We start from the raw sequence: 16,705 nt of genomic DNA, 5'->3' as shown, positions 1-16,705 counted from the left end.
GTGATTGCACCGGGAAAAAGGCTAAACTCCGCCATCTGAGGTTAATAGCAACACAAGACTCCTGGAGGCCCTGATAACGTGGCTCAATTCGTCTATAGCATGCATCGCGTCGGCAAAGTGGTTCCGCCGAAGCGTCATATTCTGAAGAACATCTCTCTCAGCTTTTTCCCGGGCGCGAAAATTGGCGTACTCGGCCTGAACGGCGCCGGTAAATCTACCCTGCTGCGCATTATGGCGGGCATCGATAAAGATATCGAAGGGGAAGCGCGTCCGCAGCCCGGTATTAAAGTAGGCTACCTGCCGCAGGAGCCGCAGCTGAATCTGGAGCACAGCGTCCGTGAATCGGTTGAAGAAGCGCTCTCGGAAGTGGTGGGCGCACTGAAACGTCTGGATGAAGTGTATGCGCTCTATGCCGAGCCCGATGCCGACTTCGACAAGCTTGCCGCTGAACAGGGACGTCTGGAAGAGATTATCCAGGCGCACGACGGTCATAACCTGAACAGCCAGCTGGAACGTGCTGCGGATGCGCTGCGTCTGCCGGACTGGGACGCCAAAATTGGCAACCTCTCCGGGGGTGAGCGTCGTCGTGTCGCACTGTGCCGTTTGCTGCTGGAAAAGCCGGACATGCTGCTGCTTGATGAACCGACCAACCACCTGGATGCCGAATCGGTCGCCTGGCTGGAACGCTTCCTGCACGACTTTGAAGGCACCGTGGTCGCCATCACCCACGACCGTTACTTCCTTGATAACGTAGCGGGCTGGATTCTGGAGCTGGACCGCGGCGAAGGCATTCCGTGGGAAGGCAACTACTCCTCCTGGCTGGAACAGAAAGATCAGCGCCTGGCGCAAGAAGCCTCTGCCGAAGCGGCGCGGCGTAAGTCGATTGAGAAAGAGCTGGAGTGGGTGCGTCAGGGCACCAAAGGCCGTCAGTCAAAAGGCAAGGCGCGTCTGGCCCGTTTCGAAGAGCTGAACAGCACTGAATATCAGAAACGTAACGAAACCAGCGAACTCTTTATTCCGCCGGGTCCGCGTCTTGGTGACAAGGTCATTGAGGTGAACAACCTGACCAAATCCTATGGCGATCGCGTACTGATCGATAACCTCTCCTTCTCGGTGCCGAAAGGGGCGATCGTGGGGATTATCGGTCCGAACGGCGCGGGTAAATCGACCCTGTTCCGCATGATGACCGGCCAGGAACAGCCTGACAGCGGCACCATCGAACTGGGTGATACCGTGAAACTGGCTTCCGTGGATCAGTTCCGTGACGCCATGGACGGTTCAAAAACCGTCTGGGAAGAGGTGTCGGGCGGGCTGGATATTATGCGCGTCGGCAACTTCGAGATGCCGAGCCGCGCCTATGTAGGCCGCTTCAACTTCAAAGGCACCGATCAGGGCAAACGCGTCGGCGAGCTCTCCGGTGGTGAGCGTGGCCGTCTGCACCTGGCCAAACTGCTGCAGGTGGGCGGTAACGTGCTGCTGCTCGATGAACCGACCAACGACCTCGACGTAGAAACCCTGCGTGCGCTGGAAAACGCCCTGCTGGAATTCCCGGGCTGCGCTATGGTGATCTCGCATGACCGCTGGTTCCTTGACCGTATTGCCACCCATATTCTTGATTATCAGGATGAGGGCAAAATCGAGTTCTTTGAAGGTAACTTCACCGAATACGAAGAGTACAAAAAACGCACCCTGGGCGCCGATGCGCTCGAGCCGAAGCGTATGAAGTACAAACGTATGACGAAGTAAAAGTCGGAACAGAAGTCAATGAAAGGCGGCGTAGAGCCGCCTTTTTCATATCCCGGATGAGACAGCGCTCTGGAGAAAACCTGCAGCTTTATCTCAGCGATAAAAATCCTTAAACGCCGTGCACTGCAAGGCAAATTCGATAAAGCAGGCCAGCGCCGGTGAGTTCAGTTTCCGGCTCGGATAGACCAGCCAGAGCTCATTGCCCTCCACTTCCCACTCCGGCAGTACCTGCACCAGACGCTTTTCCTGCGTCATTTCATCGGTCAGAAAACGCGGCAACAGCGTAATGCCAGCTTCCCGCAGCGCACATTCCCGGGCATAGATCAGATTGTCCGTGAAATGGGCAGGCGGCAGCAGCCAGCGATAGTACTCCTCCTGGCGTTTCAGGATCCATTCCGTCCAGGCACGATGGGCAATGCAGCGATGCTGTGCCAGCTGCTGCGGATGAGTAATGGGCGGATGCTGTTGCAGGTAGCGATCGGACGCCACCAGCAGACGTTCACAATAGCCAACACGACGGCCAATCAGCGAAGACTCCTGCGGCTTGCCGGTGCGTAACGCCACGTCAAACCCCTCCTGTACCAGATCACGGATATCGTCCGAGACCGAGATATCCAGCGTAACCTCCGGATAGAGACGCAGGAACTCTGCATTGCAGCGCGCCAGCAGCGTAGCGCCAATCCCTGCCGGGCTGGTAATGCGCAGCCGTCCACTGGGGTTTTCCCGCAGGCTGGCGATCGCCTGATCGGCCCGTTCACTCGCCTGCATCATCTCCTGACAATGCAGCAGATAGCGCTCGCCGGCAAAGGTCAGATTAAGCTGGCGTGTGGTGCGATTCAGCAGCCGGATACCCAGGCTCTGCTCCAGCTGACTGATGCGCTGACTGACGCTCGACTTCGGCAGCCCGACGCGTGTTGCCGCGGCGGTAAAGCTGCCGCACTCGGCGACCAGCGCAAACAGCGCCATATCCTGCCACTGCCGGTAATCCATTGTTCACCTCAGACGAACACTCTGTGAATTATTGTCCATCTTATCATTGTTAAGCGTGCAGACTACACTGAGTGCATTCACTAAGGAGAACCCTGATGACAATTCGCGCTATCGCTGTTAACCCGGCCAGACCAGAAGAGTTTATTGAAATCCAGCAGGAGACGCTCACGCCCGCTGAGTATGACCTGCTGGTGGAAGTAAAGGCGGCATCGGTCAATCCGGTCGATACCAAAGTACACAAAGGCGCCGTGAAGAACGGGCTGCAGCAGCCGCGTATCCTGGGCTGGGACGCCAGCGCTGTGGTGCTGGAAGTGGGCAGCAAAGTCAGCGGCTTTAAGCCGGGCGATGAAGTCTATTACGCGGGCGATCTTACCCGCCCCGGCAGCAACAGCACGCAGCAGCTGGTGGATGCACGTATTGTCGGCCATAAGCCGAAAAGCCTCGACTGGGCTGCCGCCGCCGCGATCCCGCTGACTGCCCTGACCGCCTGGGAGGGCCTGTTTGAGCGTCTGCATATTCAGGACGCGCGCGAAGGAGCACGCCTGCTGATTATCGGCGGTGCAGGCGGCGTTGGCTCGCTGGCTATCCCCTTTGCCCGCCTGAACAGCAAGGTCGAGATCATCGCCACCGCCTCGCGCGCAGACTCTGCGCAATGGTGCCGCGATCGCGGTGCCCATCGCGTCATCAGCTATCACGATATGGCAGGCGAGCTGGAAAAACAGGGCATCAAACAGGTGGATTACATTTTCTGCCTGAATGATACCGACGGACACTGGGAAGCGATCGGCCAGCTGATTGCGCCGCAGGGCGATATCTGTACCATCGTGGAAAATGAACATCCTCTGTCGATGGATCAGCTGAAGCTGAAAAGCGCCGCGTTACACTGGGAGTTTATGTATACGCGCAGCATGTTTAGCACGCCGGATATGGCGCGCCAGGGGGAGATCCTCAATGAAGTGGCGCAGCTGCTGGATGCCGGTAAAGTGCAGAGTACTCTGAACGAGACCTTACAGGGACTAAGCGTAGAGACGCTGACCGCGGCGCATCAGCGCGTACTGGAAGGCCATATGCGCGGCAAAGTAGTGATCGCTTACTGATGGTGTTTTCCCTCTCCCCGCTGCGGGAGAGGGCTTAGCGCGTGCGGTTAAATATTTAGCCGCTCTTTTACCAGTTCGATACAGCGCAGAAAACGGCTGTCGTAATCATCCTCTTCTACCTGCACAAACTCGACGTTGTTTTCCCGCAGCAGTGTCACCAGCAGCGACTGAAACTCCCGGCGATCCACCGAGCTGCCGAGGCTGCGCAACCCGTCCGCCACCCAGGGCACATTGTTTTCCAGCAGGATCACCAGATCGAAACGGTATTCATCAATCAGCGCCTGCACAAAAGGATGTTCACGCCCTTCATATTTCAGGCAAAAGGCCTGAGTGGTAATGAAGTCAGTATCAATAAAGGCGACTTTACTGGCGTGCTTGATAGCGAAATCGATGTACTGCGCCTGCCCCAGCGCAATTTTGTCGTAGTCTGAATATTGCAGTGCAATCTCGTCACCACCCAGATGGGAGAAGACGTAATCGCGGCCATACTCCCAGGCGCTGGTGGTGTTAAAAATATTTGCCAGCTTGTTCACCAGCGTCGACTTGCCGCTCGACTCGCCGCCCAGAATCGCCACGGTGCGCACGAAAAAAGGTTTTACCTCGGTGGGAATATACTCCCAGTAGCGGAAGGGATCCTGGCGGATCTGCGCGCCGCTGATATTCATAAAAGATCGCTGAGGATCGATCACCACCGCACGCGCCCCGAGATACTGCTGATACATTGGCGCATCCGCTTCTTCACTGGTATAAACGCAGTCCGGCTCAATGCCCTGCTGCGCCAGAAAACGTTTTACCCCTTCGCTCCAGATATCCCAGCCGTGTGGATAAGGCTCGATGCCCTCTTCGTTGAAAGAGTGAATACGAATATTCTTCTGATACTTAAAGGTCTGCAGCAGCCAGCGCAGACGATCGCTCACCGTGGGCTGCTGCGACATCGCACTGTTCTCAAACAGCGCACGGTCACGCGGTTCGTCATGCCCCATAATGATATGCAGTTCATCCACCTGACTGCAGGCGCGCTGAATCAGATAGATATGGCCGGTATGCAGCGGATAAAACTTGCCAAATACCACGCCGATCGTTTTTTCCCGCCGCGGAAACTCCAGTCCGAGAAAGCGGTGCAGCGCCTCCAGTTTTTGGGCGCTGGGACTTTTGATTTTGGCGTTCAGCAACTGGCTGAGATAGCCTTTGGTCATGCCGCTGGCGTCGGCCACCTGTTGCAGCGTATGGCCCTGCTGCCGGATTGCCGTTTTCAGATATTCAAAAGACGACATATATTGCCTCCTGCATAAGATGGCGGAATATCATCAGGCGGCGCACAGCCGCCTGTGCCCGCCAGCCGCGTTACAGTTCATCCAGGATCGCCAGCGCATCCGCCAGCTTCTTCACGCTGAAGACCTGCATGTTATCGATGGGCTTTTTCGGCGCGTTGGCGGCAGGGACGATAGCGCGTTTAAAGCCATGTTTCGCCGCCTCAGAGATACGCTCCTGGCCGCTGGGCACCGGACGGATCTCCCCTGCCAGCCCCACTTCGCCGAAAATCACCAGATCCTGGGGCAGCGGTCGATCGCGCAGGCTGGACACCATCGCCAGCAGCAGCGCCAGATCGGCAGAGGTTTCCGTCACTTTCACCCCACCCACCACGTTCACAAATACATCCTGATCCGCCATCTGCAGACCGCCGTGACGATGCAGCACTGCCAGCAGGATCGCCAGCCTGTTCTGCTCCAGCCCCACCGCCACGCGACGCGGATTGCCGAGCATGGAGTGATCGACCAGCGCCTGGATCTCCACCAGCAGCGGCCGGGTGCCTTCCCAGACCACCATCACTGAACTGCCTGGCGTCACCTCATCGCCACGCGAAAGGAAAATGGCGGAAGGGTTGCTAACCTCGCGCATCCCCTGCTCGGTCATGGCGAATACACCCAGCTCGTTAACCGCGCCAAAGCGGTTTTTATGACTACGCAGGGTTCGAAAACGCGAATCAGCATCGCCATCCAGCATCACCGAGCAGTCGATGCAGTGCTCCAGCACCTTCGGACCCGCCAGCGAGCCATCTTTGGTGACGTGGCCGACCATCACGATCGCCACGCCACGCGTTTTCGCGAAGCGCGTCAGGTAAGCAGCGGTTTCCCGCACCTGCGCCACGCTGCCGGGCGAGGACTGGATATCCGCCATATGCATCACCTGAATGGAGTCGATCACCATCAGCTTCGGCTGCTCCTGCTCGGCAATCAGACAGATCTGCTCGATGCTGGTTTCCGACAGCATGTTGAGATTTTCGGTCGGCAGATGCAGACGGTGCGCGCGCATCGCCACCTGCTGTAACGACTCTTCACCGGTGACGTAGAGCGTTTTCATGCTCTCAGAGAGCTTGCACAAGGTTTGCAACAGCAGCGTCGATTTCCCGGCGCCGGGATTGCCGCCAATCAGAATGGCGCTGCCCGGCACCACGCCGCCGCCCAGTACGCGGTCAAACTCTTTAAAGCCGGTAGAAAAACGGGGCAGCTCTTCCAGGCTGATTTCCGACAGCTTCTGCACCCGGCTGGGGCCTGCGCTGCCAGCATAGCCGCTCAGGCGCTCGTTGCGCGCCGCCGCCGGAGAGGCGGCCAGGCGCACCTCCGTAATAGTGTTCCAGGCGTGGCAGGCGCTGCATTGCCCCTGCCAGCGTGGATAGTCAGCGCCGCATTCGTTACAAACGAAGGCGCGTTTTGCCGCTTTGGCCAAATCAATACCTCAGTTAACGCTCTTCATGAACCAGACTGCCGCTCAGGATGCAGAAAACACCCATCAGATCGGCGTGGCGGATAGTCACTGCGGTCTGCTCATTGACTTTAGGTTTAGCATGGTAGGCGATCCCCAGCGCAGATGCTTTGATCATCAGCAGATCGTTAGCGCCGTCGCCGATCGCCACGGTTTGTTCCGGCGCGATATCAAAACGCTGCGCCAGCTTGCGTAGCGTCTCTGCTTTGTATTCCGCATCGACAATCGGTCCAGTCACTTCGCCGGTCAGCACGCCATCGCGCATCTCCAGTTCGTTGGCGACGATCGCCGACAAATGCAGGCGATCGCGCAGGTATTCAGCAAAGTAAGTGAAACCGCCCGAGGCGATGGCCACCTGCCAGCCGAGCGCCTGCAGCTTGTGCACCAGCGTGGTCAGGCCCGGCATCAGCGGCAGTTCATCACGCACCTGCTGCAGAATATTGGCATCGGCCCCTTTCAGGGTCGCCACACGCTGACGCAGGCTGGCTTTGAAATCGAGCTCGCCGCGCATGGCGCGTTCGGTGACTTCAGCCACCAGCTCGCCGCTGCCCGCCAGTTTGGCAATTTCATCAATGCATTCAATCTGAATGGCGGTCGAGTCCATATCCATCACCAGCAGGCCCGGCGTTTTCAGATGCGGAATTTTGCCAAGCGGCGCCACATCCAGCCCGGCTTCATGCGCCAGCTTGCCGGCACGCGGCGTCAGTGAACCGGCGAGGCGTATCACCTGATATTCATCCACATTCCAGGCGCTGACGATAACCATCGCCGCGCCCAGCTGACGCTGATAATCTGTGAGTCGCTGTTTATCGAGCCCGCGTCCATACAGCAGCCAGCCTGTTCGACCAGCACGGTAATCCAGCGGCATCACTTCGTCGCCGCTGAGGGAGAGGGGTAAACCCGGCCAGAGTGAGACATCGGCGGGCAGATCGCACCAGGTAAGTCGATTTGGCATTACAGCTCCTGTAGGGACAACAAAACCACGCAAGAGGCTACCTTGTCTGCGCCGCTTCTGGCAACATAATCTCCAGGCTTTCTGCGCTTACGTGAGACGGGTTAATGATGGTTAAGAGCAAACTGAAATTTCGCCTGCATCGTACGGTGATTGTGCTCATTTCGCTGACACTGCTGGTGATCCTGATGCAGGGCGCCTCCTGGTTCAGTCTGGGCCATCAGATGGCACGCTCTGAACAGGTGGAGGAGCTGGCCCATACCCTGACCAAACAAGTGGCTTTCAGCCTGCAGCCCCTGCTGGACAGCGGCGACGACAATCGCAGCCAGATTCAGGCCATTCTCGATCAGATGACCAGCAACAGCCGCATTCTGGATGCCTCGGTGTACGCCGATGACGGCAGCCTGCTGGCGCACAGCGGCGAAGGCATCGATATCCGCGACCGTCTGGCGCTGGACGGGAAACGGGCCGGCAGCTACTTTAACCACCAGATTGTGCAGCCGCTCACCAGTCAGGAGGGACCGCTCGGTTTTCTGCGCGTCACGCTCGATACCCATGTGCTGATTACCGAATCGCGTCAGGTGGATAACACCACCAACGTACTGCGCCTGATGATGCTGCTTTCGCTGGCTATCGGCATCATTCTGACCCGTACGCTGCTGCGCGATCGGCGCACCCGCTGGCAGCAGTCGCCCTTTCTGCTCACCGCCAGCAAGCCGGTGCAGGAAGAGAGTGAGGCCGGAACAGAGGAGACGCCGCGTTAATCCTGTTTTTTCACGCCGGGTGAACAGAGATTTTGCGCGTTTCAGGGCCCGGTTAACAGCGTTTCCAGTTCCTTCAGCGAGCTGACGCGCCAGGTGGGCGTGATATGCGCCGGCAACGGGCGCGTGCCATGATCGAGCCAGCAGGTTTTGATCCCGGCGTTCATACCACCAAGAATATCGGACTCCGGCGTATCGCCGACCATCAACACCCGATCGCGCGGCGGATTGCCCAGCAGCTGCAGCGCATAGTCAAAAATCGCCGCATCCGGCTTGGGCAATCCTACCTGCTCGGAGATCACCAGCGCATCGAAATAGCCCATAAAACCGGTGCGTTCAAGACGCGCCTGCTGCAGCGCCGTAAAACCGTTGGTAATGATCGCCAGACTGACCTTGCCCTTCAGGGTATCCAGCAGGCTGACCGCTCCTTCCAGCGGCGTGCAGATTTCCGCCATCGCGGAGAGAAAGCCGCTGTTAAGGATATCGGGCGTGACATTGAGTTTTTCCGCCCAGCCGGTAAAGCGGCGCGTCTGCAGCTGTAACGCGGTGATAGCGCCGTTCTGGTAATCGACCCACAGCGGTTTGTTGATCGCCTGATAGTCGGCATAATCGCGATCGGTAAACTGCACATCATATTCCGCAAACAGGCGCTGCAGGCCGGTAAAGGCATCAAAGTGAAACAGTGTGTCATCCGCATCAAACAGAATGCAGTCCCAGTTCTGTAACATAGTGTTCCTTATGAAAATGGCTTATAGCGTCAGGGCCATGATGATGGCGTCTTCGCGCCCGCTGGCGGCAGGGTAGTAGCTCGGGCGACGGGTAACCTGATGAAACTCCAGCTGCTCATAAAGCGCGATGGCGGGCTGATTCGAGGCGCGCACTTCCAGCCACAGCGTCATCACATCGCGCTGCTGCAGCGCCGCGATCAGATGCTGCAGCAACTGACGTCCCAGACCGCGCCGTTGATACGCAGGATCGACCGCGATATTGAACAGCGAGGCTTCATCCAGCACCACCTGGGTAATGGCGAAGCCCACCATTTTCCCGTCGACATCAAGCCGCAGATTCAGATAGCGTTCACCCTGATTGCTGGCAAAGGTCTGCTCGCTCCACGGAAAAGCGTGGCAGCGACGCTCAATGGCGTACGCCTCGGTCAGATGATCAGGGGTGAGAAAAGAGATAGCTGTCATGTTTACACATCTGTTGCCAGAGCACACGCTTTGCCGCGCTGCTGCTGATTAATTCATTCAGGGAGGCGGTGCGCAACGCAATGCCGTTAAAGGCCTGGGGGCTTTCCACCCCCAGCAGCCAGCCCGCACAATCGAGCGCGTCCGGCAGCATCACCAGCTGATCGGGCGTCAGACTCATCACCTGTGAACGCTGCAGGCCCAGCGTACGCAGCACATCGAGAATCAGCGCTTCCTGCAACGTGGGGGGCGTCTCGGCCACAATCAGCAGGCGGGTATCGGGGGGCAGGCTGATGGCGATCTCGCCCTGCAGCACACGCGGACGCCGCAGTTGATACTGCGTTATCCCCATTTGCTGTAACAACCAGTCGCGTCTGTTACCCATACTTTTTACCCGATGTACTGCATGATTGCGACGCTATGCTAGCAAACCCATCGAACATGCGCCAACAAACCACTATAATCGCTGCTCTGACACAACAGGAGCCCTCCATGTCTGCTTTTACCCCGGCCAGCGAAGTGATACTGCGCCACAGTGATGAATTTTCTAACCGCCATGTGTTATTTGCTGGCGATCTGCAGGACGACCTGCCTGCTCAGCTGGAAACAGCCTCGACCCGGGTGCATACCCAGCAATATCATCACTGGCAAAATCTGCGTCGCCACCTGGGTGATGCAGCGCAGTACGGTCTGGTGGCAACAGCAGATGCGGTACAGGGTTGCGATACGCTGATCTATTACTGGCCGAAGAATAAGCCCGAAGCCCAGTTCCAGCTGCAGAATTTGCTGGCACTGCTGCCGACAGGCTGCGATGTTTTTGTGATCGGTGAAAACCGCAGCGGCGTGCGCAGCGCTGAAGGGATGCTGGAGGCCTGGGCCACACTGGAGAAAATCGACAGTGCGCGCCGTTGCGGCCTTTATCACGGTCGCCTGGCGCAGCAGCCCGCCTTCGACCCGGACGAATTTTACAACAGTTATGCACTGGGCGATCTCACTATCAGCACCCTGCCTGGCGTGTTCAGCCGCGACGGTCTGGATACCGGCAGCGCCCTGCTGCTTTCTACCCTGACGCCCCATGCCAAAGGCAAGGTGCTGGATATCGGCTGCGGCAGCGGCGTCATCGCCACAGCGCTGGCGCGCCAGTCGCCGAAAGTGCGTCTCTGGCTGTGCGATGTTCATGCGGCGGCTATCGCAGCGAGCAAAGCCACGCTGGCGGCAAACGGACTGGAGGGCGAGGTGTTCGCCAGCAACGTTTTTTCCGAGGTGACCGGCCGTTTCGATATGATCATCTCCAATCCGCCGTTCCATGAAGGCATTCAGACCAGCCTTGAAGCAGCTCATACTCTGATTCGCGGCGCGGCCAAACATCTGAATACCGGCGGTGAGCTGCGTATCGTGGCGAACGCCTTCCTGCCCTACCCGCAGGTGCTGGATGAGACCTTCGGCAGTCACGAAGTGCTGGCGCAAACCGGGCGCTTCAAAGTCTATCGTGCCGTGTATGGCCGTGGCGCGCGCGGTCGTTAAACGCGCCTGCTGTGCTGAAAATCACAGGCGCAGCGCATGAAACGTTGCTTTTTGCAGCAATCGTTTCATCGCTGCGAAATATGTGTTGACGCAAGGTGGAAAATCTCTAAAATGCGCCTCCGTGGTTGCAATACTGTCAGGTATTGCTGGTAGGCGAAGGTGGCGGAATTGGTAGACGCGCTAGCTTCAGGTGTTAGTGTCCTTACGGACGTGAGGGTTCAAGTCCCTCTCTTCGCACCAACAACCACAAGTTTCATATCGCACAGCATCGCGCGAAGGTGGCGGAATTGGTAGACGCGCTAGCTTCAGGTGTTAGTGTCCTTACGGACGTGAGGGTTCAAGTCCCTCTCTTCGCACCAATGCGGTGATATGAACAGACAACTCAATGCGAAGGTGGCGGAATTGGTAGACGCGCTAGCTTCAGGTGTTAGTGTTCTTACGGACGTGAGGGTTCAAGTCCCTCTCTTCGCACCAGGTTGTCCTCTTCTTTCCTTCTGTTGTACGCTTCCCTTTGGCAGTTTTCTGAAAGTACCTGGCTATCAGCTGGCCTGATAAACGCTGCTATTTGCCTGGCGACCTCCCCTTTTGCTACCGACGAAAAACTGAGCAAACCCGATTTAAAAAGGCCTTACCGCGTAAAGCCACAATCTTCTGCCCTTTTCCGTGCGCTTTTTCCTTCTCCGTTTTATCACGCCCGTGACGCGACCCCGCTTTGCTTTCCTGTGGCAGGCAGATGACAGACCAGTTGGAAAATGTTAGATTGCGGATAATAAAAATTTTTAATTACACAGCAAAATTGCTCTACGCCTGACAATTTATTATTTCGTCGGGTAGTGCTTTGATATTTCAGGGCAGTCACGAGTATTTATAATGAAATTACAATCCTATGAAGAATTGAAACACAGCAAATATTGGCTTTCGCTGCTGCTTTTTTTGTTTTTAAATGTCGCTGTTGCCCTGTTTTCTCTGCTTCCTTTTTTTGATAAAAGCGAGCAGGAAAATGTTTTACCCGCTTTTGCCATCATGTTATTCAGTGTGCTGGCGCTTTTCGGCTGTTTTCTCAGGCCTAAACTTAAATTGTCACTACTCTATCCGGTGGCATTAGTGACGGGCGCGCTCTGGGCCTGGCATATTGATTGCCGTTACCATCAGGTATTTTATTTCGATGGCGGTTTTTTAATGCTTAGCCTGATCAGCGTTTTTTTCGTCAGCGCCATTGCTCTGAGCGATTATCTGCTGGCTTTTTGCCTGCATATCGCCCCCCCGGTATTTACCGTGCTGCTGCTGGATAAGGGGCAACATCTGGCGCTGATTCTGTTTGCCATTGCCCTGCCGCTTATTGGTTTTTCTCTGCAGCATCTGATGCGCCGCCGGGTGGAAAATTTTACCCGCCGCCTGATGAGTCAGTTGTATGAAGAAAAAGAGACGTTCAGCGATTTAAGTATGCTCGATCCGCTGACCGGCCTTTATAACCGACGGGGACTGAAAAATCGTCTGGAAAATATTCTGGAAAACCATGCCGGTAGCCATTTTGTTCTGCTGCTCGATATCGATCACTTCAAAGCCTATAACGATAATTACGGCCATGCGATGGGTGATCAGGCACTGGCACGCGTCTCGGTAGCGATTCGCGATGCAGTACGCTCGCGGGATGTGGTAACGCGTTATGGCGGCGAAGAGTTTCTGGTACTGTTGACCAACGTTAACGCCTCTATTGCTATGAAACTGGCCGAGCGCATTCGCCAGTATGTGGTCGATCTGGAAATCCCCCACCGCTTTAACGCAAAAGTCTCTACCCATGTCACTGTCAGCGCCGGCATTGCGCCGATATTTGATGATGATTTTGAACAGGCAGTGGCGAATGCCGATCGCGCCCTCTATGTGGCGAAAAACCAGGGACGCAACACGATTCTGGCATGGGATGATTTACCTAAAATCACATCGGGCGCGGCCAGCGACTCTGATGTAACCTTTTCCTGACCAGTCTGCCATCTTCCGCCTGCTCCGGCGTGCGGTTGCTTAATTGTGATTCCGGTACAGCAGGACGAGCGTGTCCTGCTGCCTTCACCGCGACGTCGCTTCAGGTGCGCGCGGCGATCTGCGCCCCCTGCCACACTCTCCAGCTTTTTTATCTGTTGGGATGCAAACGAGACGTTTTCTCACTTGTAGACAGAATCAAGAACGATTATCATTTGTTTTTCTATCCCGGTTTGTGTGCAACAGGACAAGCATGTCTACTCTCACTCCTCAGGCTCACCGTTTCAGTCGTTACCCGCTGATCTTTATGCAGAGCGACCGTTCGCTCGCTGCAGCCTTGCATGATTTGATGAGTGAGAAATTCAGCTGGATGCTGGATGCGGTCAGGCTGGGTCAGCAGGCCCCTGAGAACGCGATGACGCTGGATGCGTGGTCACAACCGGCGGTATTTCGTCTGCTGGAACAACGTTACGGCGATGATCTCTACCGTAATCACCCCACCATGCCGCGGGAAGCCAAACCGCTGCAATCCCTGTGGGCGCAGTGGTATTTCGGTCTGATTTTGCCGCCCATGATGTTGGCGCTGCTGCAGGAGCCGCGAGCGCTCAACTGCTCACCGCAGCATATTCATGTGGAATTTCATGAAACCGGTCGCCCGGCCACCTTCTGGATCGATGTGCAGGAAGATGAGGTGGCCCGTTATCTCAGCGCCACTCAGCGCATCGATCGTCTGATTCAGCAACACCTTATCCCGGTGGTCGACGCCATCGCCCGTCATGGCGATATCAACAGCAAGCTGATCTGGAACAATCTCGGCTACGGCTTCTGGTGGTTCCTCGGCGAGCTGAAAAGCGTGCTGGATGACGCCACGCTGCTGCAGCTGGAACAGGCGCTGTTTTTCTCCAGTCGTCTGCTGGATGGCAGCGACAATCCCCTCTATCGCACCATGATCCCGCGTAACGGCATCATGGAACGCCGCAGCTGCTGCCAGCGCTATCGCATCCCCGATGTGGCGCGTTGCGGCAACTGTACCCTGAAAGCGGTCTGATTCCGCCGTCGCAGAGACGAATTCTCTTTTGTCCCGTTTACACGCCTGAGCGCTTATGGCAGCTTTTAGGCATTTTCATGACGGGAGAAAAACATGAGCCTGGAGTCGGTACGGCAGTTCTTTGCCGAACACGCACCTGAAATCGCGATTATTGAATTACCGCAAAGCACCGCGACCGTGGAGCTGGCGGCGCGCGCCCATGGCGTCACGCCTGGCCAGATCGCCAAAACGCTGTCGCTGAAGGTCAAAGATGAGGTGGTGCTGATTGTCACACGCGGTGATGCCCGTCTGGATAATCGCAAGCTTAAAGCGACGCTGGGCGCCAAAGCGCGCATGCTGAGCGTCGATGAAGTAATCAACTGGACCGGCCATCCGGTGGGGGGCGTCTGTCCGTTCGGGCTGGAAAATCCGCTGCGCGTCTATTGCGACGTGTCGCTACGCAGCTTTGATGAAGTGCTGCCCGCAGCAGGCGCCATCCACAGCGCCGTGCGTATTTCGCCACAGCGTATGGCTGAGCTGACGGCGGCGAAATGGGTAGATGTCTGCGATCCGCGCTAAGGTCGCCGCCGTGCCCGTTACCAGAAACGGCTAAAAACGGGCATTGTTGAGCGCCTGCTCAATCATGTTAAGCAACAGCGCATTATCCACACTGTGAAGCACATGAATCAGCGCTCCGCTATTCTCCGGCACACCCACTTTGACGCGCAGCGGCGTACGATAGCGCCAGCTTTTACCGCGCGTGGCTCCAGCGCGCAGTTCAATATCGACGTGATAGTCGATGCCGGTAGCCACACGCTGATTCAGCAGCCAGGCGACCGCCAGCACATCATGAATCCAGCTGCCCGGCAGCTGGCGCGTCAGAATTGAGTAGTCGAGCCAGGGACGCAGCGTTTCACGGACATATTGCGCTAAGGGATGCCCGGATGCGGTGATACGCTGTAAATCCTCATGGGTCATCAGCGTTTGCGTGGTGACATCCATCGGTATCAGCGTCAGCGTTGCGCCACTGTGCAGCACCTGATGCGCCGCTTCCGGATCAAAGCCAAAGTTGGTGTCTTTAATGTAATTATCCAGCGCGAACACGCCGCCCATAATGACAATTTCCGCCACCGCCTCCGCCATGGCCGGATAACGCTGCAGCGCCTGCGCCACGTTGGTCAGCGGACCGATGGCGATCAGGGTAAATTCGCCGGGATGATCGCAAATCAGCTGGCCAATCGCTTCCGCAGCGTCAAAGCCATCGGCAATTCTGGGCTCCGGCTGGCGGACATTGCGCCAGAGCGCTGCCAGCGACGGTGAGCAGCTCAGCTGCTCGCGCCAGGGAGCCGGATCCTCTTTCAGCGCACGCGTTGCGCCCTGTACCACCGGCACAGAGAGACCGAGCCGCGTGATTAAATCTTTCGCTACGCTGGCCCCGGTGTCGCTCGGAGTATTGCCCGCCACCGTCGTGATCAGTTCCAGCGACAGATCCGGCGAGGCGAGCGCCAGCGCTAATGCCAGTCCATCATCAATATTTGCACCCGCAATACCATTTCCCGGATCGCAGTCAATAATCACTCGCTTCATTGGTCTCGTTTTTATTCATTAAAGACGTCAGATTTTTACAGCCGCAAGACTCACCGAGCTCCAGCTGATGACTAAATTCCTGGTGTTTTACCCCGTCCTGCGGGTTTTTCAGCATCGCAATGGCGCAGCGGGCCATCTCGCGCAGCGGCTGCCGGACAGAGGTTAGAGAAGGAACATGAAACAGCGACTGCTCAGTCCCGTTAAAACAGACCAGCGCCACATCTTCCGGGACGCGGATACCCTGTTCAAAAAAAGCGCGAATACAACCTGTCGCCTGCCCTTCATTACTGGCGAACAGCGCACGTGGCAGCCGGTTCTCACTCAGCATCCACTGCGCCGCAGCATAGCCGCCCTCACGCGTATAGCTGGCAGGAAAAATCAGCTGCTCATCGACCTCAAGCTGGTACTCCTCCATCGCATCGCGCCAGCCCTGAATACGATCCTGCGCATTCAGCATCTCCGGCGGGCCGCTGATCATACCGACACGCTGATAACCGTGGCTGAGCAGATGCGTCGTCGCCTGACGCGCCGCCTCACGTTCGTTGACATACAGCATATTCACTTCCGGCTGGGCGGCGACGCGGTCCAGCATCACAAAGGGCGTACCGCTGGCCAGCAGGACATCAATATAGGGATGCCGATCGACGCTGGTATAAAACAGGCCATCCACCTGACGATTCAACAGGCTATGAATCAGCTCCAGCTCGCGCTGGCGATCGTCACCCGCATCCCCCAGCAACATAACGTGACCGTGATTCAGCGATTCCTGGAGCAGCAGGTGTGCCATGGAGGCCACAAAAGGATTGGCAATATTCGGCACCACCAGGCCAAAGGTTTTGGTGCTGCCTGATGCCAGCGCACGCGCCACGCCATTCGGCCGGTAGCCCGTCTGCTGGATCGCCTTGAGGACGCGCTTCCGCCACCGCGCGCGGGCCATTGTTAATGACATAACTGACCACCGCGACCGATGTCCCGGCAGCTTTGGCGACATCAGTGCGGGTCACACGTCCGGAATGCTGTTTTGCCACTGACGCTGTCTCCAGAATAAAAAATCACTGACCAGTGGCGACTGGTCAGCATCTTGCCCGGCCTGA

15 protein-coding genes, 3 tRNA genes and 1 pseudogene are annotated in these 16,705 nt (G+C 57.0%); 10 read left to right on the top strand and 9 right to left on the bottom strand.

Features of this window, described 5'->3' with window-relative positions:
* The first annotated feature begins 78 nt into the window (after positions 1–78).
* Positions 79–1,746, top strand: coding sequence for an energy-dependent translational throttle protein EttA (ettA, locus tag E0E17_RS09970; RefSeq protein ID WP_130833917.1), 1,668 nt, complete (start codon positions 79–81; stop codon positions 1,744–1,746).
* A gap of 93 nt (positions 1,747–1,839) precedes the next feature.
* On the opposite strand, the gene E0E17_RS09965 is transcribed toward ettA, so the two are convergent.
* The gene (locus E0E17_RS09965) at positions 1,840–2,736 is read right to left on the bottom strand and encodes a LysR family transcriptional regulator (RefSeq protein ID WP_130833915.1); all 897 of its coding nucleotides are present in this window, start codon (positions 2,734–2,736) and stop codon (positions 1,840–1,842) included.
* A 95-nt stretch (positions 2,737–2,831) separates the two neighbouring features.
* Here E0E17_RS09965 and E0E17_RS09960 point away from each other — a divergent pair, with 95 nt between their 5' ends.
* A complete protein-coding gene (locus E0E17_RS09960) occupies positions 2,832–3,833 on the top strand; it encodes a zinc-binding alcohol dehydrogenase family protein (RefSeq protein ID WP_130833913.1) in 1,002 nt (333 codons plus the stop codon).
* A 47-nt stretch (positions 3,834–3,880) separates the two neighbouring features.
* On the opposite strand, the gene nadR is transcribed toward E0E17_RS09960, so the two are convergent.
* The 3 genes from nadR to serB form a co-directional block, all read right to left on the bottom strand.
* Positions 3,881–5,107, bottom strand: a complete 1,227-nt coding sequence (gene nadR, locus E0E17_RS09955) for a multifunctional transcriptional regulator/nicotinamide-nucleotide adenylyltransferase/ribosylnicotinamide kinase NadR (RefSeq protein WP_130833911.1) — start codon at positions 5,105–5,107, stop codon at positions 3,881–3,883.
* A 70-nt stretch (positions 5,108–5,177) separates the two neighbouring features.
* Positions 5,178–6,560, bottom strand: coding sequence for a DNA repair protein RadA (gene radA / locus E0E17_RS09950; RefSeq protein ID WP_130833909.1), 1,383 nt, complete (start codon positions 6,558–6,560; stop codon positions 5,178–5,180).
* A 13-nt stretch (positions 6,561–6,573) separates the two neighbouring features.
* Positions 6,574–7,551 carry a phosphoserine phosphatase gene (gene serB, locus E0E17_RS09945; protein ID WP_130833907.1) on the bottom strand — a complete coding sequence of 326 codons (978 nt, stop codon included), beginning with the start codon at positions 7,549–7,551 and terminating at the stop codon, positions 6,574–6,576.
* A 107-nt stretch (positions 7,552–7,658) separates the two neighbouring features.
* Between serB and E0E17_RS09940 the strand changes: the two genes are divergently transcribed.
* Positions 7,659–8,312 carry a YtjB family periplasmic protein gene (locus tag E0E17_RS09940; RefSeq protein WP_130835510.1) on the top strand — a complete coding sequence of 218 codons (654 nt, stop codon included), beginning with the start codon at positions 7,659–7,661 and terminating at the stop codon, positions 8,310–8,312.
* A gap of 41 nt (positions 8,313–8,353) precedes the next feature.
* On the opposite strand, the gene yjjG is transcribed toward E0E17_RS09940, so the two are convergent.
* Genes yjjG through E0E17_RS09925 form a run of 3 tightly spaced genes read right to left on the bottom strand, consistent with a single transcriptional unit; the run spans position 8,354 to position 9,881 of the window.
* Positions 8,354–9,037 carry a pyrimidine 5'-nucleotidase gene (gene yjjG, locus E0E17_RS09935; RefSeq protein ID WP_130833905.1) on the bottom strand — a complete coding sequence of 228 codons (684 nt, stop codon included), beginning with the start codon at positions 9,035–9,037 and terminating at the stop codon, positions 8,354–8,356.
* Between the two features lie 21 nt (positions 9,038–9,058).
* Complete coding sequence (gene rimI / locus E0E17_RS09930; protein ID WP_130833903.1) at positions 9,059–9,499, bottom strand: ribosomal protein S18-alanine N-acetyltransferase; 441 nt, start codon at positions 9,497–9,499, stop codon at positions 9,059–9,061.
* Positions 9,471–9,881 (bottom strand): DNA polymerase III subunit psi, encoded by a 411-nt coding sequence (locus E0E17_RS09925; protein ID WP_130833901.1) that lies wholly within the window; start codon positions 9,879–9,881, stop codon positions 9,471–9,473. The genes rimI and E0E17_RS09925 overlap by 29 nt, the downstream gene beginning before the upstream one ends.
* Positions 9,882–9,988: 107 nt before the next feature.
* Between E0E17_RS09925 and rsmC the strand changes: the two genes are divergently transcribed.
* The 7 genes from rsmC (at position 9,989) to E0E17_RS09890 (ending at position 14,603) form a co-directional block, all read left to right on the top strand.
* Entirely contained in the window at positions 9,989–11,020 is a 1,032-nt protein-coding gene (gene rsmC, locus E0E17_RS09920; RefSeq protein ID WP_130833899.1) for a 16S rRNA (guanine(1207)-N(2))-methyltransferase RsmC, read from the top strand.
* A gap of 153 nt (positions 11,021–11,173) precedes the next feature.
* Positions 11,174–11,260 (top strand) — tRNA-Leu (locus tag E0E17_RS09915).
* Between the two features lie 32 nt (positions 11,261–11,292).
* Positions 11,293–11,379, top strand: a tRNA-Leu gene (locus tag E0E17_RS09910).
* 28 nt (positions 11,380–11,407) lie between these two features.
* Positions 11,408–11,494: transfer RNA gene (locus E0E17_RS09905), tRNA-Leu, on the top strand.
* Between the two features lie 396 nt (positions 11,495–11,890).
* Positions 11,891–13,000, top strand: a complete 1,110-nt coding sequence (locus E0E17_RS09900; RefSeq protein ID WP_130833897.1) for a GGDEF domain-containing protein — start codon at positions 11,891–11,893, stop codon at positions 12,998–13,000.
* A 250-nt stretch (positions 13,001–13,250) separates the two neighbouring features.
* Entirely contained in the window at positions 13,251–14,045 is a 795-nt protein-coding gene (fhuF, locus tag E0E17_RS09895; protein ID WP_130833894.1) for a siderophore-iron reductase FhuF, read from the top strand.
* Between the two features lie 93 nt (positions 14,046–14,138).
* Positions 14,139–14,603 (top strand): YbaK/EbsC family protein, encoded by a 465-nt coding sequence (locus E0E17_RS09890; protein WP_130833891.1) that lies wholly within the window; start codon positions 14,139–14,141, stop codon positions 14,601–14,603.
* Positions 14,604–14,633: 30 nt separating this feature from the next.
* Here the strand turns inward: E0E17_RS09890 and E0E17_RS09885 are convergent, their stop codons facing one another.
* On the bottom strand, positions 14,634–15,611 hold the full coding sequence (locus E0E17_RS09885; protein ID WP_130833889.1) for a nucleoside hydrolase: 978 nt from the start codon (positions 15,609–15,611) through the stop codon (positions 14,634–14,636).
* Positions 15,592–16,639, bottom strand: a pseudogene (locus E0E17_RS09880) (LacI family DNA-binding transcriptional regulator). The gene E0E17_RS09885 and the pseudogene E0E17_RS09880 overlap by 20 nt, the downstream one beginning before the upstream one ends.
* Between the last annotated feature and the right edge of the window lie 66 nt (positions 16,640–16,705).

Source organism: [Erwinia] mediterraneensis, assembly GCF_900604315.1.
GTDB classification, from domain to species: domain Bacteria; phylum Pseudomonadota; class Gammaproteobacteria; order Enterobacterales; family Enterobacteriaceae; genus Pantoea; species Pantoea mediterraneensis_A.
The sequence above is the reverse complement of the archived record's forward strand: the minus strand, read 5'-3'. Positions and strand labels throughout refer to the sequence as shown.